General features: G+C 70.8%; 16 protein-coding genes and 1 pseudogene. 14 read left to right on the top strand and 3 right to left on the bottom strand.

Going from position 1 to position 18,065, the window contains the following annotated elements; all coding sequences use genetic code 11:
- Nucleotides 1–88: 88 nt before the first annotated feature.
- Nucleotides 89–835 (bottom strand): IclR family transcriptional regulator, encoded by a 747-nt coding sequence (locus QFZ76_RS08340; protein ID WP_307679961.1) that lies wholly within the window; start codon nucleotides 833–835, stop codon nucleotides 89–91.
- A gap of 64 nt (nucleotides 836–899) precedes the next feature.
- Here QFZ76_RS08340 and solA point away from each other — a divergent pair, with 64 nt between their 5' ends.
- The 12 genes from solA to QFZ76_RS08280 all read left to right on the top strand — a co-directional run bounded on the left by solA (nucleotide 900) and on the right by QFZ76_RS08280 (nucleotide 14,279).
- A complete protein-coding gene (gene solA, locus QFZ76_RS08335; RefSeq protein ID WP_373464273.1) occupies nucleotides 900–2,291 on the top strand; it encodes an N-methyl-L-tryptophan oxidase in 1,392 nt (463 codons plus the stop codon).
- 5 nt (nucleotides 2,292–2,296) lie between these two features.
- Nucleotides 2,297–3,343: a succinylglutamate desuccinylase/aspartoacylase family protein gene (locus tag QFZ76_RS08330; protein WP_307673111.1), complete on the top strand. Its 1,047-nt coding sequence runs from the start codon at nucleotides 2,297–2,299 to the stop codon at nucleotides 3,341–3,343.
- Between the two features lie 78 nt (nucleotides 3,344–3,421).
- Nucleotides 3,422–4,528 carry an ABC transporter substrate-binding protein gene (locus QFZ76_RS08325; protein WP_307673110.1) on the top strand — a complete coding sequence of 369 codons (1,107 nt, stop codon included), beginning with the start codon at nucleotides 3,422–3,424 and terminating at the stop codon, nucleotides 4,526–4,528.
- Nucleotides 4,521–5,660 (top strand): ABC transporter ATP-binding protein, encoded by a 1,140-nt coding sequence (locus QFZ76_RS08320; RefSeq protein ID WP_307673109.1) that lies wholly within the window; start codon nucleotides 4,521–4,523, stop codon nucleotides 5,658–5,660. The genes QFZ76_RS08325 and QFZ76_RS08320 overlap by 8 nt, the downstream gene beginning before the upstream one ends.
- A gap of 71 nt (nucleotides 5,661–5,731) precedes the next feature.
- Nucleotides 5,732–6,589, top strand: coding sequence for an ABC transporter permease (locus QFZ76_RS08315; protein WP_307673108.1), 858 nt, complete (start codon nucleotides 5,732–5,734; stop codon nucleotides 6,587–6,589).
- Nucleotides 6,586–7,455, top strand: coding sequence for an ABC transporter permease (locus QFZ76_RS08310; protein WP_307673107.1), 870 nt, complete (start codon nucleotides 6,586–6,588; stop codon nucleotides 7,453–7,455). Before QFZ76_RS08315 ends, QFZ76_RS08310 begins: the two co-directional genes overlap by 4 nt.
- A complete protein-coding gene (locus tag QFZ76_RS08305) occupies nucleotides 7,452–8,852 on the top strand; it encodes an aminotransferase class III-fold pyridoxal phosphate-dependent enzyme (protein WP_307673106.1) in 1,401 nt (466 codons plus the stop codon). The genes QFZ76_RS08310 and QFZ76_RS08305 overlap by 4 nt, the downstream gene beginning before the upstream one ends.
- A 38-nt stretch (nucleotides 8,853–8,890) precedes the next feature.
- Nucleotides 8,891–9,844, top strand: a complete 954-nt coding sequence (locus QFZ76_RS08300) for a succinylglutamate desuccinylase/aspartoacylase family protein (protein ID WP_307673105.1) — start codon at nucleotides 8,891–8,893, stop codon at nucleotides 9,842–9,844.
- Nucleotides 9,841–11,295, top strand: a complete 1,455-nt coding sequence (locus tag QFZ76_RS08295) for an aldehyde dehydrogenase (RefSeq protein WP_307673104.1) — start codon at nucleotides 9,841–9,843, stop codon at nucleotides 11,293–11,295. Before QFZ76_RS08300 ends, QFZ76_RS08295 begins: the two co-directional genes overlap by 4 nt.
- Nucleotides 11,292–12,230 (top strand): aldo/keto reductase, encoded by a 939-nt coding sequence (locus QFZ76_RS08290; RefSeq protein WP_307673103.1) that lies wholly within the window; start codon nucleotides 11,292–11,294, stop codon nucleotides 12,228–12,230. Before QFZ76_RS08295 ends, QFZ76_RS08290 begins: the two co-directional genes overlap by 4 nt.
- Nucleotides 12,231–12,275: 45 nt before the next feature.
- Nucleotides 12,276–12,947, top strand: a complete 672-nt coding sequence (locus QFZ76_RS08285; RefSeq protein WP_307673102.1) for a haloacid dehalogenase type II — start codon at nucleotides 12,276–12,278, stop codon at nucleotides 12,945–12,947.
- Nucleotides 12,948–12,995: 48 nt separating this feature from the next.
- Nucleotides 12,996–14,279 carry an FAD-binding oxidoreductase gene (locus QFZ76_RS08280; protein ID WP_307673101.1) on the top strand — a complete coding sequence of 428 codons (1,284 nt, stop codon included), beginning with the start codon at nucleotides 12,996–12,998 and terminating at the stop codon, nucleotides 14,277–14,279.
- 393 nt (nucleotides 14,280–14,672) lie between these two features.
- Here QFZ76_RS08280 and QFZ76_RS08275 read toward each other — a convergent pair whose 3' ends face one another.
- The gene (locus QFZ76_RS08275; protein WP_307673100.1) at nucleotides 14,673–15,434 is read right to left on the bottom strand and encodes a trans-aconitate 2-methyltransferase; all 762 of its coding nucleotides are present in this window, start codon (nucleotides 15,432–15,434) and stop codon (nucleotides 14,673–14,675) included.
- Between the two features lie 140 nt (nucleotides 15,435–15,574).
- Nucleotides 15,575–16,533 (bottom strand): annotated as a pseudogene (locus tag QFZ76_RS08270) (aminotransferase class V-fold PLP-dependent enzyme); the annotation flags it as partial.
- A 12-nt stretch (nucleotides 16,534–16,545) separates the two neighbouring features.
- Between QFZ76_RS08270 and QFZ76_RS08265 the strand changes: the two are divergent.
- Together QFZ76_RS08265 and QFZ76_RS08260 are read left to right on the top strand one after the other, a co-directional pair.
- The gene (locus QFZ76_RS08265; RefSeq protein ID WP_307673099.1) at nucleotides 16,546–16,923 is read left to right on the top strand and encodes a hypothetical protein; all 378 of its coding nucleotides are present in this window, start codon (nucleotides 16,546–16,548) and stop codon (nucleotides 16,921–16,923) included.
- A gap of 208 nt (nucleotides 16,924–17,131) precedes the next feature.
- Nucleotides 17,132–18,064, top strand: a complete 933-nt coding sequence (locus QFZ76_RS08260; protein WP_307673098.1) for a GTP-binding protein — start codon at nucleotides 17,132–17,134, stop codon at nucleotides 18,062–18,064.
- Nucleotide 18,065 lies beyond the last annotated feature (1 nt).

Raw genomic sequence — 18,065 nt, 5'->3', positions numbered from 1 at the left:
CCGCCCAACGCGCAAGGGCCGGCCTCCGCGCTGGTCGCGTGGAGGCCGGCCCTGGCCGGTGTGTGTCTCGAAAGCCGCAGCTTCCCGTTCAGGCGTTCAGGCGGCGCCCCGTGACCTCCGCGGCCGTGTCGGCGACGATGCGGCCCCAGTCGGGCAGCCGGTTCACGTCGAACCGGGAATCGGGCATCGAGACGGCCACCGTGGCCAGCGGCGTGCCGTCCTCGTCGAGGACCGGTGCGGCGATGGCGCAGACGCCCGGCCGGTACTGGTTGAGGTTGACCGCGTAGCCGTCGGTGCGGATCCGGCCCAGCTCGGCGCGCAGCTCGTCGGGGTCGGTCGGCGTCGTGTCGCTGTAGCGCTCCAGGCCCCGCGCGATGAGCTCCTCGATGTCCCGCTTCGGCAGATGGGCGAGGACGGAGCGTCCGGCGGCGGTGGCATGCAGGGGCGAGGTGTCGCCGATGGCGTGGAAGGTCCGTACGGCGTGGTCACAGTCCACGCGGTCCACCACCACCATGCACTGCAGGGCGTCCGGCACCGACAGGTGGATGGTCTCGTTCACCTCGTCACGCAGGCGCACCATGGGCTCGCGCGCGGCGGCGAACAGGCTGGATCCCTGGAGGGCGGCGGGTCGCACGGCCAGCACGCGGGCGCCGATCTCCCAGCGGGTGGTGTCCCGGCGGTTGGCCCGCAGCCAGCCGGCCTCGGCCAGCGTGACCAGGGTGCGCTGCACCGTCGACTTCGGCAGACCGAAGAGCTTCGTCAGCTCTCCCACGGTCACCGGCTGGTGCTGGGCGACCGCCTCCAGGATGCGCAGCGACCTGGTGACGCTCTTCATTTCCATCCGGTTTCCCCCTGTTAATCCTCGGAATTTCGGTCCGACACCCTCTTGACTCCCCTCCGTGCCACTGCCATTCTCTGTGCCAGATTCTAGCACAACGTTCCACATTGTGGCACGGCCCCTCCGGAAGGCCCCAACGCGGCGAGCCGGACTCCGAGCCCCGGGCGGAAGCCCGTCGCAGGCCTCAGACGAGACCAGCCCCGGCCTCAACCAGCCATCAAGCCTCAACCGTCTCGAGGCTCAAGCCTTCTCGAATCGAACAGCCTCGCGCCGCGGCTCAGCATGCGCCCCGGCGAAACGAAAGGAAACCCCCCCCGTGTCAGCTGCCAGGAAGCGCGTCGCCGTCGTCGGCGTCGGAACGATGGGCAGCCAGGCCGCCTGGCGGCTGGCGGCCCGAGGTGCCGAGGTCGTCGGCTACGACCGCTTCGCCCCGGGCCACGACCGCAGTGCGGCCGGCGGCGAGACCCGCATCTTCCGCAGCGCCCACTTCGAGGACTCCCGGTACGTGCCGCTGCTCCAGCACGCCGACGCCCTGTGGGACCAGCTCCAGCAGGACACCGGCCGCGAGTTGCGCCGACTGACCGGCTGCCTGCTCATGGGACCCACCGAGCACCACCAGATGGCCACCGTCCTGCAGTCCATCGCCGACCACGGCCTCGACCACGAGGTGCTCGACGCCGAGGCGCTGGCCAAGCGTTTCCCGCAGTACCGGCTGGAGGACGGCGACGCGGCCGTGCTCGACCGCCACGCCGGCTTCATCCGTCCCGAGCTGACGGTGCAGACCGCGGCCCGCCGCGCCGAGCAACTGGGCGCCCGCATCCACCGCTACACACCGGTCCGCGAGGTCGTGCCCGTCGCCGGCGGCGTGGAGATCCGGACGGACACGGGCAGCGAGCGCTTCGACGCGGCCGTGGTCACGCCCGGCCCGTGGGTGAACGACCTGCTGCCCGACCTGCCGTGGGAGGTGGACATCCGCCGGCTGGTCAGCGCATGGTACGTGCCCACCACCGACGCCTGGTTCGGCGAGGAACGCCCCGCCTTCATCCGTACGGCCCCCACCCACTGCTACGGCCTGCCCTCCCCGGACGGCGTCTCCGTCAAGCTCGGCCTGTCCCGTGCCCTGCACCGGCCCGCCGGTGACCCCAACCAGCTGGACCGCACGGTGCGGCCCGAAGAGCTGGAGATCTTCACCGACCTGATCGGGCGGCACATGCCGGACCTGCACCCCGACCCGACCCGCCTGTCGGTCTACATGGAGGGCTACACCGAGAGCAGCCGCCCGCTGGTCGGTCCGCTGCCCGGTGCCGACAACGTCGTACTGCTCGCCGGCTTCTCCGGCCATGGCTTCAAGCTCTCGCCCGCCTTCGGCGACATCGCGGCCGACCTCGCGCTGGACGGCACCTCGCCCCGGCCCATCGACTTCATCTCCACCCTGAACCGAGCGGAGGCCTGACCGGCATGACCGAACAGCTCACCGTCGGTGCCCTGCGTGCCGAGCCCGGCACCAAGACTCGCGGTACCGTCTCCGTCGACCTCGGCACCCTCACCGCGGACCTCCCGCTGACCCTGGTCAACGGATCCCGCCCCGGCCCTCGCGTCGTCATCACCGCGGGCGTGCACGGCGGCGAGTTCACCCCCATCGACGCCGCCGCGCGCCTGACGACCCTGCTGGAACCCGATGAGGTGTGCGGGCAGGTGATCATCTGTCCGGTCGCCAACCCCCCTGCCGTCTACCAGGGCCGGCTCAACATCTCTCCGGTCGACGGCGTGAACATCAACCGCGTCTTCCCCGGCGACCCGGACGGCAGCCCCACCGAGCGGCTGGCGGCCTGGCTCTTCGCCCACCTCATCCACGGCGCGGACGTCTACATCGACCTGCACTGCGGCGGCATCGACCAGGTTCTGCGCGATTTCGTCGGCTACCGCCTCACCGGCGACCCGGACCTCGACAAGGCGACGTCCGAACTGGCCCGCTCCTTCGGTATCGAGGACGTCATCCTCGGACTGAGCGCCGAGGGCGGCAACAGCCACGCGGCCGCCGCCCGCCGGGGCATCTCGGCGGTCCTCGTCGAGGTCGGCGAACTCGGGCAGCGCGACGGGGCCACGGCCCGACGCCGCGTCGACGGCCTGTTCCAGGCGCTGCGCCACCTGGGCGTGCTCGACCCGGACGGCGCGACCGGCGGCGACGTGAGCGAATGGGTCTGGGCCGCCGGTGTCACGGCCGAGGCCACCGGCCTGTGGTACCCGGAGTTCTCCGCCGGCGACGACGTGGCGGAGGGCGCACTCATCGGCCGCGTCATCGACCCGGCCGACAACCGGGAGCACAAGGTCCACACCCCGGCCGGCGGGCGGCTCTTCTACGGCATGCACGGTCTGACCGTCGCCCCCGGCGACGAACTGGCCGCCATCGCCGCGCCGTGGGACCCCGACCGGGCGACGCGACCGGCCGACTACCAGACCCCCGGCCTGGGCGTCGCACCCGACGAAGCGGATCCCCGTTCCTAGACCTTCCCCTCAGCGGCCCCCCCACGTCACGCTCCAGCCGCTTCTCTTCCAACGGCCAGCACCACCAGGAGGCACACGATGAAAGATGCCCGGATCGACCGCAGAATGTTCCTGCGGGGAGTCGGCGGAGCCACGGCGGGTGTCGCCGCCGCGAGCGTCCTCAGCGCCTGCGGCACCGGCACCAGCCGGACCGCCGCGAGCGGCGGCGGCAAGAGCTCCAAGACGCTGGTCGTCCGCGACAGCGGCGGCACGTACGGCGACGCCAACCAGAAGGCCATCTACGAGCCGTTCACCAAGGAAACGGGCATCCAGATCCAGGTGGTGAACATCCAATACGCGCAGATGCTCGCCCAGGTCCAGCAGGGCCGCCCGCAGTTCGACGTCATCGACGACTCGATGTCCGACTTCCTGCGCTTCAAGAAGGCGGGCGCGACCGAGGACCTGGACTACGACCGGCTGAAGAACTTCAAGAACGCCGGTATCGCCAAGGCCCTGGTCACCTCCAACGCCATCGGCAAGAACTACTGGGCCAGCGTGATGGCCTACCGCACCGACGTCTGGGGCGGCCAGAAGCCTTCCTCCTGGGCCGACTTCTGGGACACCAAGGCGTTCCCAGGCGACCGCTCCCTCCAGGGCCTGGACGCGGACCGGCCGGTGCTGGAGTTCGCCCTCCTCGCCGACGGGGTGCCACTGGACAAGCTGTATCCCCTCGATGTGGACCGCGCCTTCACATCCCTGGACAACATCAAGGGATCGGTCAAGAAGTACTGGGACACCGGTGCCCTCCCCGGTGTGCTCCTCGGCCGCAAGGAGGTCGTGGCTTCCGACGTCTGGCACGGCCGCCTCGACGCCCTGATCCAGCAGGGTTCGCCGCTGGCCTACCAGTGGAACGGCGCCCGTCGGCAGAGCAATGCCTTGGGCATTCCCAAGGGCGCCGCCAACCTGGACACCGCCTACCAGCTCATCGACTTCGCGCTGCGCCCCGACGTGCAGGCGGCCTACGCCGAGCTGTACCCGATGGCTCCCTCGGTTCCCGCCGCCTACAAGAAGCTCGTCCCCGCCACCGCCGCGAACCTCGCCAGCTCCCCGGAGCACCTCAAGTCCGGCTTCGACATGGACGTCCAGTGGTGGGACGAGAACGGTGACGCGGTGGCCAAGCGCTGGCAGGAGTGGACGCATGCCTGAGACCGACCTGATGCCCGAGCCGTCGCTCACCGTGCCGGAGGCGCTGACCGGCAGCGGCAAGCCCCTGTCCGTGACCCGGCTGCGCAAGACCTACAGCGGTGTCACCGCCGTAGACGAGGTCTCCATGGAGATCGCGGCGGGTGAGTTCGTCACCTTCCTGGGGTCCTCCGGCTCCGGCAAGACCACCACCCTGATGATGATCGCCGGCTTCTGCGAGCCCGACTCCGGCAGCGTCGTCGTCGGCGGCCGGGACGTGACCCGGCTGGCCCCGCAGAAGCGTGGACTGGGCTTCGTCTTCCAGCAGTACCTTCTCTTCCCGCACATGACTGTGTGGGAGAACGTCGCCTTCCCACTGCAACTGCGCGGCGTGCCGAAGGCGGAACTGCGCCGCCGGGTCGGCGAGACCCTGGAGATGGCCGGCCTGTCGTCCATGACCCGCCGCCGCCCGCGTGAACTGTCCGGCGGACAGCAGCAGCGCGTGGCCCTGTGCCGCGCCCTGGTCTACCGCCCGCCGGTGATCCTCATGGACGAGCCGCTCGGCGCCCTCGACAAGAAACTGCGCGACCAGCTCCAGACCGAGATCAAGCGCATCCAGCAGGAGCTCGGCCTGACCGTCATCTATGTGACGCACGATCAGGAAGAGGCCCTGGTCCTCTCCGACCGCATCGCGGTCATGCGGGACGGGCGGATCGACCAGTTCGACACCCCGCAGGAGCTCTTCGAGCGCCCCCGCACCCCGTTCGTCGCCGACTTCCTCGGCGCCGCGAACTTCCTCCCGGGCCACGTGGAGGAACAGACGGCGGAGCACACCCTGGTACGGCTCGACAGTGGCGGTCTGCTCACCGCCCGCCCCCAGGCCGCCCAGGACGGAACACGGGTACGCGCGGCGGTCCAGCCCGGCCGGCTCGCCCTGTGTCCCCCCGGCGACGGCTTCTGTACCGGGACCGTCGAGACGGTCACCTACGTCGGCACGCTCGTCCGCGCGACCGTCCGCCCCGTCGGCGGCGCGCACAGCGAACTCGTACGGCTGGAACTGCCGGCCGGCCGCGCCCCCGCCCTCGGCGAGCGCGTCGGCCTCAGCGCGGAACCCGGCAACGTCAGCGTCTTTCCCGACGCGGAAAACGGGGGGTGAGAACCATGGCCGTGCTGGCTCCCGTGTCGGGCTCCGCCGCTCCGGTGCCCCGAAAGAAACGACGGAGCCGCGTGTCGCTGTCCGACCGGCGCACTCGCTTCGGACTGTTCAACGCCGCGCCCGTCGTCATCTACCTGCTGGTCCTGTTCATCTACCCGATCTTCAGCACCCTGCTTCTCAGCCTCAAGGGCGAGAACGGCGGCTTGACGCTGCACTGGTACACCGACGCCTTCCAGGGCGCCAACCTGGAGATCCTCCTCACCACCCTGCGGATCTCCGCCGAGACCTCGCTGCTCAGCCTGGTCATCGGCTTCGTCCTGGCCGCCGCGGTGTCCCGGCTCAAGCCCCTGTGGGCGGGGCTGGTGATGGTGGTCGTGGTCGTCCCGCACTTCATCAGTGCGCTCGTGCGCACCTACGGCTGGATCATCCTGCTCGGTGAACACGGCGTCATCAACAACGCCCTGACCGGTCTTCACATCCCCGGTGCGCCCTTCCAGTTGCTCTACAACGAGACCGGCGTCGTCATCGGCACCACCTCGGTGATGCTGCCGTACACGGTGCTGCTGCTGTACGCGGTCATGAAGGGCATCGACCGCCGGCTGATGGCCGCCGCGGCCAGCATGGGCGCGGGACGGGTGACGATCTTTCGTCGCGTCTATCTGCCGCTGGTCGCTCCCGGCCTGGTCAACGCGGGCATCCTGTGCTTCATCCTCTGCCTCGGCTACTACCTCACCCCGGCCCTCATGGGCGGGGAGAAGCAGACCATGGTCGCCTCGCTCATCGACGAGCAGGTGATGAAGCAGGACCAGTGGAACGGCGCCGCGGCGCTCGGCATCATCCTGCTGCTGTTCACCTTCGCCGGACTGCTGCTGCTCAGGATGCTGAAGTCGGCCGGCGAGGCGTACCGGAATCGGGGTACCGCATCATGACCGGACTCCCTTCCACCCTGGCCGGGCGCATCACGCTCGTCGTGTGCTCGACGCTGATCCTGCTGTTCCTCGTGCTGCCGATCGTCGTCATCGTCGTCACCTCCTTCGGCAAGGACGCCTTCGGCTCCTTCCCGCCCAGCTCCTGGACGCTCGGCTGGTACAAGGTGCTGTTCGCCGACGGCAGCAAGTGGCCGGCCGCGCTGTCGCTCAGCGCCCTGGTCGCCTCCCTGACCACGGTTTTCTCACTGGTCCTCGGGGTGACCGCGGCGACGGCACTGGTCCGCAGCAACCTGCCGCTGCGCTCGGCGGTCTACGGACTGGTCCTGGCCCCACTGGTGATCCCCCAGGTCGTCCTCGCGCTCGGCCTGTTCCTGCTCTTCGAGCCGGCCTCGATGCTCGGCAGCCCGATCGCCATCGCGCTGGGCCACACCGTGCTGGCCTCACCGATCGCGGTGATGATCCTCATGGCCACGCTGCAGGGCATCGACGAACGGCTGGAGGACGCCGCCGCCAGCATGGGCGCCGGCCGCCTCACCGTCGCCCGGCGCATCACCTTCCCGCTGGCCATGCCCGGACTGGTCGCCGCCGGGATCTTCTCCTTCATCACCAGCTTCGACGAGTTCTTCATCTCCCAGTTCCTGTCCTCCGTGGACACCGTGACCCTGCCGGTCCAGGTGTTCAACGTCCTCCAGTACGACGTCGACCCGTCGGTGACGGCCGTCAGCGCGATCCTCATCGCGGTCGCCGTCGTGGCCCTCGCCCTGGTGGCCGCGGTGCGCCGGCTGAGCGGTTCCGGCAAGCAGGACGGCCTCCTGCCGACCGAGCCCGGCGTCGGCCTCACCGCCGGAAGTGAGACCGCGACATGACCACCAGCACCCGCACCCCCGCCGACGACCTGTCCGCCACCGCGGCCAGACACCTGCTCCTCAACATGACCCCCAACGGCTCGCTGGGCCCTGGCGGCGAGAACCTCTTCGTCGTCCGGCGCGGCGAGGGCCCCTACGTCGAGGACGCCGACGGCAGACGCTTCATCGACGGCCTCTCCGGCCTGTACTGCTGCCAGCTCGGCTACTCCTACGCCCCCGAGTTCGCCGCAGCCGCCGAGAAGCAGCTGCGCGAGCTGTGCTTCAGCCCGCTGTGGTCCAACTCCGCGCACCCCACGGCGATCGAACTCGCCGAGCGGCTGTCCCGGATCGCCCCGGTCGACATCGAGCACACCTTCTTCTCGGGCGGCGGCGCCGAAGCCGTGGAAACCGCCTGGAAGATCACCCGCCGCTACCACGCCCTGCGCGGCGAGCCGGGCCGTACCAAGGCGATCTCCCGGCGCGGCGCCTACCACGGGCTGACCATCGGCGCCCTGTCGCTCACCGACGACCCCGGGCTGCGCGAGCCATACGGCCCCGGCGCGATCGAGACCCGGTTCGTGTCCAACACCAACCGCTTCGGCCTCGCCCTCGAGGCCCCCGAGAACATGGACGACCACACGTACACCGCCCGCCTGCTCGCCGAACTGGAGGCGGCGATCCTGGACGAGGGCCCGGAGACCGTCGCCATGCTCATCGCCGAGCCGGTGCAGAACCGCGGCGGCTGCATCACCCCGCCCGAGGGCTACTGGCCGGGCCTTCGAGCCCTGGCCGACCGGTACGGCTTCCTGCTCGTCGCCGACGAGGTGATCACCGCCTTCGGACGGCTGGGGGAGTGGTTCGGCGGCGACCGCTACGGCGCCCGCCCGGACATCGTCACGGTCGCCAAGGGCATCACCGCCGGATACGCCCCCATGGGCGCGACCCTGGTCAGCAACCGCGTCGTCGAGGTCATCAACCGGCCCGGCGCCGTCCTCAACCATGGCTACACCTTCGCCGGGCACCCGCTGAGTGCGGCCATCGCCCTGCGCAGCCTTCAGATCATGGAGCGGGACAGGATCCTGGACAACGTCCGCGGCCTCCAGGACCACCTCGCGCACCGCATGGCGTCCCTCACGGACCTGCCGATCGTCGGCCACGTCCGCGGCGCCGGGTTCTTCTACGCCTGCGAACTCGTCGGCGACCTCGACGGCGGCGGCTTCAGCGACACCGCCCGGGCCGACCTGATCGTCGACCTGATCCCGCGCCGGCTGCGCGAGGCCGGTCTCCTGGCCCGCGTCTACAACCGCGCAGCGCCGCTGGTCCAGATAGCGCCCCCGCTGATCAGCGACCGGGCCCTCCTCGACGAGATCGCCGACGTCCTCGCGCAGACCCTCGCCGAGGCCTCCGCCCGCCTGTGACACCTGCTTCCGGCACAAACGTTTCTGAAAGGAACGACATGTACTCCATCGGTCCGCTGACCGTCGCCCCCGGCGAGCGTGCCCAGGGCCTCATCCCCGTCGGCACCAGCAGCTACGGCGTGGAGCTCGGCATCCCGCTGATCGTCGTCAACGGCGCCCAGGACGGCCCGGTCCTGTGTGTGGACGCCGGCGTGCACGGCGACGAGTACGACGGCCAGGAGGCCGTCCGCCGCGTCCTCGCCGAGATCGACCCGGCCACCCTGCGCGGCACGCTCGTCGCCATCCCCTGCATGAACACTCCGGCGTTCGAGGCGGCAGCCCGCACCAGCGGCCTCGACCACCTGAACCTCAACCGGATCTTCCCCGGTGACGCGGACGGTTCGTACTCCCTGCGCCTGGCCGCCACCTTCGTCGAGCAGGTCGTCCCCGCCATCGACGCCCTCGTCGACCTGCACACCGGCGGCACCTTCGGCGAGATCGCCCCGCTGGTCATCCTCCAGGGCGGCTACGAGGACCTGGCGACCGACCTCGCCCTCGCGGCCGGGCACGACCTGGTCTGGAAGGGCGGCAAGTGGGGCGGCACGGTCCGCCACCCCACCCTCGCGGCGGGCAAGCCGGCCATCACCATCGAGGTCGGCGGCGGCACGTACCGCGAGGAGAACGTCGCCCTGCACATGCACTCGATCCGCAACATCCTGCGGCAGTTGAAGATGATCGACGGCGAGGCGGAGCTGCGGGACACCTACACCGCCGTCTCCGGCACCTTCGCCCGCTCCGACGCCGGCGGTTTCTTCGTCGCCCAGGCCGAGCCGGGGGAGACCTGCAAGGAAGGCGACCTGATCGCGACCATCGTCGACCACTACGGCAACCAGCTGGAGGAGGTCCGCGCCCCGCAGGACGGCATCGTGCTGTGGGTGCGCCGGATCCGTACGGTCCGTCCCGGCGACGAGGTCGTCATCTTCGGTGAGGTGCAGGGGGAGATCCGGCCATGAGCGGTGATATCCAGTTGCTTGTCGTCGACGGCAAGCAGGTGCCCGCCGCCGACGGCCGCACCTTCACCGTCCTCGACCCGTCCGACGGCACGGCCATCGCTCAGGTGGCGCTGGCCGGTGCGGCGGACGTGGACCAGGCGGTGGCGGCGGCCAGGGCGGCCTTCACGGCCCCCGAGTGGGCCCGGATGCGTGCCGCCGACCGGAGCCGGCTGCTCCACCGCATCGCCGAGGCGATCCGCTACCAGGGAGAACGCCTGGCACGCCTGGAGAGCCAGGACGTCGGCAAGCCGCTCAGCCAGGCGAAGGCCGATGTCGAGTCCGCCGCCCGCTACTTCGAGTTCTACGCGGGCGTCGCTGACAAGCTCGGCGGCTCCACGATCCCCCTCGGGCCCGGTCTGATCGACTACACGGTCCGTGAGCCGATCGGCGTCTCCGGCCAGATCATCCCGTTCAACTATCCGCTTCAGAACACCGCGAGGGGCTCGGCCCCGGCACTGGCCGCGGGCTGCACGGTGGTGCTCAAGCCGTCGCCCGAGGCGCCGCTCACCCCCCTGGAGATCGGCAGGATCGCCCTGGAGTGCGGTCTGCCGCCGGGCGTGCTGAACGTCGTCCCCGGCGACGGCGAGACCGGTGCGGCCCTCGCCGGCCACCCGGGCATCGACCAGGTCACCTTCACCGGCTCGGTGCCGACCGGCATCAAGGTCGCCCAGGCCGCCGCCGCCAACGTGGTGCCGTCCGTCACGGAGCTGGGCGGCAAGTCGCCGTTCGTGGTCTTCGCGGACGCCGACTTCGACCTGGCACTGAAGGCGATCATGGGCGCGTCGTTCAGCAACGCCGGGCAGATGTGCTCGGCGGGGACCCGGCTGCTGCTCCAGCGCGGTGCCGAGGAGTTCCTGGACCGGCTGGTCGAGAAGATCGCCACCCTGCGGGTCGGTCCCGGTCTGACGGACCCGGACATCGGCCCGTTGGTCGCCGCCCGGCAGCGTGACCGGGTGCTGGGCTACCTGGACCTGGCACGGCAGGAGGGCGCCACGGTCCGCGTGGGCGGCGGCGCTCCGGCGGACCCCCAACTGGCCGACGGCTACTACGTCGAGCCGACCGTCCTCACCGGCCTGACCAACGACGCCCGATGTGCCCGCGAGGAGATCTTCGGCCCCGTCATCACGGTCATCGGCTTCGACGACGCGGACGAGGCCCTGCGGATCGCCAACGACAGCCCGTACGGCCTGTCCTCCTACGTCTGGACCCGTGACATCGACAAGGCGATGCGCCTGGCCGAGGGCATCCGGGCCGGCCAGGTCTCCGTCAACGCCACCGGCATCGGCACCGGCGTCGAACTCCCCTTCGGCGGCTACAAGCACAGCGGCTGGGGCCGGGAGAAGGGCCTCGAAGCCCTGGCCAGCTACACGCAGACCAAGAACGTCTGCATCGGGTTCGGGGACCGGTCATGAGATATCGCACGCTCGGTGAACGCGGGCCCACCGTCTCCGTCGTCGGCGTCGGCGGCAACAACTTCGGCTCCCGTCTGGACGAGGACGGCACGAAGGCCGTCGTGCACGCGGCCCTCGACGCCGGGATCACCCTGTTCGACACCGCCGACATGTACGGCGGGTTCGGCGAGAGCGGCAGCGGACGCGGCGACGGCGAACGCCTGCTCGGCGCCGCCCTCAAGGGGCACCGCGACCAGGTCGTCCTGGCCACCAAGTTCGGCATGGAGATGGGGTCCGACGCGGACCAGTACGGTCGGCGCGGAGCGCGTCCCTACATCCGGTACGCCGTCGAGGCGTCGCTGCGCCGGCTCGGCACCGACCGGATCGATCTGTACCAGTACCACGAGCCGGACGGCGTCACCCCGCTGGAGGAGACCGTCGCCGCCCTGCGCGAGCTCGTCGACGAGGGCAAGATCGGCCACCTCGGCTGCTCGAACCTCCCCGCCGAGCGGCTCACCGACGCCTTCGTGTCCACCCAGGCCCGCTATCACCTGCTCGACCGCGGCGTGGAAACCGACCTGATCCCCGGCTGCCTGCGCCACGGCATCGGCCTGCTGCCGTACTACCCGCTGGCCAACGGCCTGCTCAGCGGCAAGTACCGGCGTGGCCAGGAACCCCCGCCCGGCAGCCGGCTGTCCTGGCGGCAGGGCTGGCTCACCGACGCGGCCCTTGACCGCGTCGAGGCACTCACCGTGTACGCCGCCGACCGCGGCCTGACCCTCCTCCAGGTCGCCGTGGGCGGACTGGCCGCACTGCCCGCGGTCGGCTCGGTCATCTGCGGTGCCATGACCCCAGCACAGGTCACCGCCAACGCGGCGGCGGCCGACTGGATCCCCGACGCGGCCGACCTGGCCGCCCTCGACGCGATCGTCACCCCCGGCGAACGCGTCGTCTGAAGAGCCCAACTCCCTTACGGAACCCGCGAATCGAGGCTGAAAACCATGCGAGAGATCGTCACCTTCGACGCCTATGGCACCCTGGTCGACTTCCAGCTCGGCCCCACCACGCTGAAGATCCTTGCCGACTCCGGCCGGCTGGACCTGGACAACCTGGACGTCGACGAGTTCCTCGACGACTTCCGGGTCATGCGCTTCCAGGCCGTCCTGGAGGCCTACCGCCCGTACCACGAGATCCTGCACTCCAGCCTGCGCAACGCCATGCGCCTGCACGGCCTGGAGTACCGCGCGTCCGACGGCGACGCCCTCGTCGAGGCCGTCCCCACCTTCGGCCCGTTCCCGGAGGTCCCGGAGGCACTGCGGCAGCTCAAGACCAAGTACGAGATCGCCATCATCTCCAACACCGACGACAACCTGATCGCGCGGAACGTCGAGAACATCGGCGTGGAGTTCGACCACGTCATCACCGCCCAGCAGGCCGGCGCCTACAAGCCGGACCGCCAGACCTTCGAGCACGCCTTCAAGACCATCGGCGTCGAGCCGTCGCAGGTCATCCACACCGCCCAGGGCTGGGAGTACGACCACATCCCGACCCGCGACCTCGGCCTGAAGCGCCGGGTGTGGATCAACCGCTACGGCCGCCCCGGCAGCGCCGACTACCAGCCGTACGACGAACTGCCCGACCTGTCGGGCCTGCCGAAGCTGCTCGGCTGCTGACCGACGGCGCACCGGCGAAACAGACCGAGAACACAGAGGACGCACGCCATGAAGCAGATCCCCTACTGGCTGGACACGGCCCCCGCCTTCCCCGACCGTTCCGGAAAGGACCTGCCCGACGAGGCGGACGTGGTGGTGATCGGCGGCGGTCTCACCGGGCTGTCCACCGCCTACCACGCCGCCCGCAAGGGCGCCCGGGTCGTCCTGGTCGAGAAGGACAAGGTGGGCTCGGGCGCCTCCGGGCGCAACGGCAGCATGTGCACCCAGGGCATCACCATCAGCCCCGCCGAGGCGCGCAAGCGCTACGGGCAGGAGCGGGCCCGTGAGCTGTACGACGCCTTCCGCGAGGCGGTCGACGTCGTCGAGGAGCTCACCCGCACCGAGAACATCGACTGCGACTTCAACCGCTCCGGGCGCCTCGGCGCGGTCTGCAAGCCCGGGCACTTCGACGGCCTGCGGGCCAAGCAGCGCGACCTGGCCGACAACTTCGGCCACGAGACGATCGTCCTGAGCAAGAGCGAACTGCGGGCCGAGCTCGGCACGGACTACTACCACGGTGCCCTGCTCGACCCGCTCAGCGCGGGCCTGCACGTGGGCAAGTTCGTCGGCGGCCTGGCAGACGCCGCCGAGCGTGCCGGCGCCGAGATCCACGAGCGCAACGCCGCCACCGGCCTCACCCGCCTCCCCGGCGGCGGCTTCCTGGTGGAGACCATGAACGGCACCATCCGTGCCAAGCAGGTCATGGCGGCGACGGACGCCTACACCGACAAGTCGATGCCGTGGTTCCGCAAGCGGCTGATCAACGTCGGCAGCTTCATCATCGTCACCGAGCCGCTGGGGGAGGCACGCGCCAAGGAGCTCATCCCGAACGGCCGCCTGCTGGTCGCCCACAAGAATGTCGGCCACTACGTCCGTCTCACCCCGGACAACCGCCTCGCCTTCGGCGGCCGGGCCCGCTTCGCCCCCTCCAACCCGGCCTCCGACGTCAAGAGCGGCGACATCCTCAAGCGGGAGATGACGGAGATCTTCCCGCAGCTGGCCGGGACGCGGATCGACTACGTCTGGGGCGGCATGGTCGGTTTCTCCTGGGACCGAGTTCCGCACGCGGGTGACGTCAACGGCCTGTACTACTCCATGGGTTACTGCGGCCACGGCGTCCAGATGGCCACCTACATGGGCCGGGCCGTGGCCGAGATGATGGACGGCAAGCCGGAAGCCAACCCCCTGCGCGGCTTCGGCTTCCCGAAGGTGCCCGTCCCCTTCTACAACGGCACGCCCTGGTTCCTGCCGTTCGGTGGCGCCTACTACAAGGCGAAGGACCGGCTGCTCTGAGCCGGTCGGACGCCGGTGAGTCCAACGAGGGCCCTTTCGCGAGTGATCGCGGAGGGGCCCTCGGGCGTGGAAGAGACAGGACTGTTATTGAAAATGATGTGCGTGACGGATGGGGTGGTGCGCAGCACCTCGACACTCGAGTACAGCCCGTGGTCCAGGTCCGCGAAGAGCCGCCCGCCGAGCACGCGGGCCCGCGGCGCGAATCCCTGCCCGGCGTGGGAGCCTCGGCCCTTTCGTCACGGATGGCGGCACGCTGCACGACCGGATGCGCGCGGCGCTCGCTCCGCGGCAAGGTGCCGGCTTGAACTGAGGGACGGGCCGGGGAGGAGCGGCGGCTGACGGATATGGCGGGTCGGCCGGCCACAGCAGCCGCTTCTCACGGGCTCGCCCGCGTTATCGGACGGCCACGACCACGTAGCTCTCGCCGTACTGCCACACCGGCCCCGCCTGGCCGAAGCCGGCCTCGTGCAGCAGGCTCAGGTGGCCGGAGAGGGACAGGGCGCGGCCTTTGCCGGTGCCGGCCGCCGTCCGGCGGCGGCGCTCGGCGAGCAGGTCGGTCAGTTCTGGGTCGTCCGCGACGGCCGCCCACCAGGACGCCCAGTCCTCGTGGGCGAACGCCTGCTGCCGGTCGGCCCGGCGACGTCCGACGTGGGCGGTGAGGCTCACCGGGCCGGAGTGGTCCTGCGGGAGATGGTCGCCGTTGACGAGCACGCCGCCGGGCCGCAGCAGTGCGGCGAGCTGCCGGTACGTACGGCGGAGGGCGTCGGTGTCGAGGTAGTGCAGTGCCGTCGTCGTGACGGCCGCGTCCAGTGGACGGTCCAGGTCCAGCGCCTCGGTCCAGCCGGTCTCGCCGATCACCGCGTCGACGTAGCGGGCCGCGTCGGCGTGGTGGGTGCGGGCCAGCTCCAGCAGCAGGGGGTCCATGTCCACGGCCACGATGTCCGCGTCCGGCAGCCGCCGCGCCAGTCTGGCCGCCAGCGAGCCGGGGCCGCAGCCCAGGTCGGCGATGAAGGGCCGGGCCGCGCGGCCCGCGGTGATGTGCTCGACGACGTCGGCGATCACGGTGAACCGTTCCTCGCGGTCGACGGCGTACCGCTGCTGCTGCCGTTCCCAACGCTCCACCCACCGCGCGGCCGTCGCCATGCTCAGCCCCATCCGGTCGTGCCACCTCGCCGTCTCGCACCTGTCATTCCTTGCCGCTCCGAGGCTACAGGTGAAAACGGTTCCCATTCTCCCGCATCGTCCATTCGGATTGATCGTCCGCATGACTGGGCTTCGGATCACCGGACTCCGTATCACTGGAGTCCGGCGAGAACGGACAGCAACCGGTCGATCTCCTCCGGGGTGTTGTACGCGTGCAGGCTCACGCGCACGGAGTCGGTCTTCTCGCCGGCCAGGCTGAGCGGACAGCCGAGCACCTCGTAGGCGTCCAGGTGGCGCAGTCCTTCGGTGAGCCGGGCGGCCAGGGCGACCGTCCAGCGTTCGATGCGGTCGACGCCGGTGGCGTCCAGCCAGTCCAGCGCCGCCGCCAGGGAGGCGATGCCGGCGGTGTTCGGGGTGCCGCTCCAGCCTCCGGGGGCGCAGTCCGGCCCGCGTGCCTGGCGGGCCCAGACGGCGCCGGTGCCGGGCAGGGCCAGGGCCTTGTGCCCGGAGAAGACGACGAAGTCGACGTCCAGGTCGGCCACGGACACCGGCAGGTGGCCGACGCTCTGGGCGGCGTCCAGGCAGATGACCGCGTCCGGGCCGACCGCCCGGCGGATGCGGAGCGGGTTCATGTCGCCGCCGTAGACGTGGTGGACGTGGGTGGCGGCGACGAACCGGGTCCGCGGGCCGGCCAGTTCGGCGAGCGCGATGTGGTCGTAGTCTCCAGAGCTCGGCTGGTAGGGCATGGGCCGGACGCGGACGTGCACGCCTTGGCGGGCGAGTGACTGCTGGGTCTCCAGCCAGGGGAGGATGTTGGCCTGGTGGTCGGCGACCGGTACGACTCGTCGCCGTCGGAGAGGAAGGCGGCCAGCCAGTCGCGGGCGATCGTGCTCAGGCCCTCGGTCGTGCCGCTGGTGAAGTGGACGGCCGAGCGCTCCGGGTGCGGGTCGTTCAGGAACTCCTTGACCCGGTCGCGGGTGCGTTCGACCAGGTCGGTGGTCCGGTTGGCCCAGGTGTAGGTGCCGGCCCGGCAGTTGGTGACAGTTGACGGGCCCCCCAACTGTCGCCCGACTGTGCTATAAAAATGGAAACCATTTTCAATAACTCGGGGAAGGGCACGGATATGAGTGACGCGGCACGCGGCCGTAGGAGCCGCCCGTTCACCCTCGTCGTCTGCGCGTCGTGTCACGCCGAGACCAACGGGCTGATGGACGGGCTGCGTCGCGCCGTCCGGGGCTGTCCCCACGGGGTCATGGTCTCCACCGGTTGCCTGGAGAAGGTTCTGCACTGCCGGTCGGACCGCGGACTGCACGCCGCCGTGCAGCCATGTACGGCGGATCGCAAGCCGGCCGGGGCCGTCGTACGGCTCGGCCCGCTCGTCACCGGGGCCGACGCGGAAGCGGTCGGTGCCTGGCTGCGGGCCGGGATGCCCGACGACGGGACGTTGCCCGACAGGCTCCGCGCGGCGCCCGCCCCGCAGCAAGTCGTCCACCTCAACTGAGGGGCGCCGGCGTGCAGAAGGGCGGCTGTCTCCGCGCGCCGTGCGGCTGGCCGTGTCGATCCAGGGTCAGGAGACGGGGTACCCGGTCGTCCAGCGTTTCCTGTCGGGCGTCGACGCGTCCCTGCGGGAGGCATCCTGGGGGGCGACGGGAGATCCTGTGGTGATTCTCCGTCAGGACCTTGTGTCTCTACGGCGCAGTGCGGGCCCGGTGCATGTGGTTCTCGCCCTGCCCGGGGACGTCGAGGTCCTGCCGTTCCTGGTGGAGTTGTGGCGTGCTCGCGTGGCGAGCGGCTCGCTGGCGGACCACTACGAGCCGGCACCCGTGGTGGTCGGAGTGGAGCCGTCGTCGTTCATGGTGGACGTCGGTTGCGTTCATCAGGCGGTACGGCTGTGGAGCGGGCGTGAGCATGGGGAGGCCCTGAGTCCGGCCGAGGCTGCCGTTCGGCAGGTGGAGGCGGCGGACGTACTGCTCGTGCCGGCCCCCGCGGGCGGCGACGGCGAACAGGCGTGTGCCGCAACCGCGTTGGCCTCCCGGCTCAACCCACGTGCCCGCCTCGTAACATCTCCGGACATCAACGGATCCGGGCCCGAGCTGCGGGCCTCGCTGGTCCGGGCCGCGCCCCCCGGCGCCGAGGGCGAGTGGCAGGCGCGACTGGAGCCGGTGACGGTTCCGGCTACGCGATACGGCGCCGGCCCAGGGGCCGGAGACGGTGCTGTGGCGCGCCCGCCGCCCCTGCACCCCGGGCGGCTGGCGGACGCGCTCCCCGTCGCGATGGGTGGTGTGGTCCGCGGCCGAGGCCACCTGTGGCTGTGCAGCCGTCCCGACTCCGTCGTGACCTGGCGTTCGGCCGGGGCCCACCTGGAGTTGAGGGAGGCAGACCGCTGGCTGGAGCCCGCGCACACGCGCGCCTGGCAGGCCGCTTCCCCGCAGCGGCGCGCCCTCGCCTCCGAGATGGGGCTGAACAACGGCGACGACGGCGGTGGTGGCGGTGAGGGAGAGCACGGGGCAGCGGCCCCTGCCCAGACCGCGCGTGGTGTCGCAGAGGCTGTGGAACTCCGCCTTCGGGGTCGCCGTGTGACTGGACCACCCGGATCGGGCGGATTCATCCGGGCGGTTCCGGGCCCGCCGATGATGAGGTAGG

Source organism: Streptomyces sp. V4I2, from assembly GCF_030817655.1.
GTDB classification, from domain to species: Bacteria; Actinomycetota; Actinomycetes; order Streptomycetales; family Streptomycetaceae; genus Streptomyces; species Streptomyces plumbiresistens.
This window is presented reverse-complemented; position numbering and strand designations above follow the sequence as displayed.

Bases quoted from the DNA above. Each gene is read 5' to 3' on its own strand.
- QFZ76_RS08305 (WP_307673106.1), top strand. From the start codon at position 7,452: ATGACCACCAGCACCCGCACCCCCGCCGACGACCTGTCCGCCACCGCG.
- QFZ76_RS08275 (WP_307673100.1), bottom strand. From the start codon at position 15,434: ATGGGGCTGAGCATGGCGACGGCCGCGCGGTGGGTGGAGCGTTGGGAA.
- QFZ76_RS08330 (WP_307673111.1), top strand. From the start codon at position 2,297: ATGACCGAACAGCTCACCGTCGGTGCCCTGCGTGCCGAGCCCGGCACC.
- QFZ76_RS08310 (WP_307673107.1), top strand. From the start codon at position 6,586: ATGACCGGACTCCCTTCCACCCTGGCCGGGCGCATCACGCTCGTCGTG.
- QFZ76_RS08300 (WP_307673105.1), top strand. From the start codon at position 8,891: ATGTACTCCATCGGTCCGCTGACCGTCGCCCCCGGCGAGCGTGCCCAG.
- QFZ76_RS08290 (WP_307673103.1), top strand. From the start codon at position 11,292: ATGAGATATCGCACGCTCGGTGAACGCGGGCCCACCGTCTCCGTCGTC.
- QFZ76_RS08280 (WP_307673101.1), top strand. From the start codon at position 12,996: ATGAAGCAGATCCCCTACTGGCTGGACACGGCCCCCGCCTTCCCCGAC.
- QFZ76_RS08295 (WP_307673104.1), top strand. From the start codon at position 9,841: ATGAGCGGTGATATCCAGTTGCTTGTCGTCGACGGCAAGCAGGTGCCC.
- QFZ76_RS08325 (WP_307673110.1), top strand. From the start codon at position 3,422: ATGAAAGATGCCCGGATCGACCGCAGAATGTTCCTGCGGGGAGTCGGC.
- QFZ76_RS08320 (WP_307673109.1), top strand. From the start codon at position 4,521: ATGCCTGAGACCGACCTGATGCCCGAGCCGTCGCTCACCGTGCCGGAG.
- QFZ76_RS08340 (WP_307679961.1), bottom strand. From the start codon at position 835: ATGAAGAGCGTCACCAGGTCGCTGCGCATCCTGGAGGCGGTCGCCCAG.
- QFZ76_RS08285 (WP_307673102.1), top strand. From the start codon at position 12,276: ATGCGAGAGATCGTCACCTTCGACGCCTATGGCACCCTGGTCGACTTC.
- QFZ76_RS08265 (WP_307673099.1), top strand. From the start codon at position 16,546: ATGAGTGACGCGGCACGCGGCCGTAGGAGCCGCCCGTTCACCCTCGTC.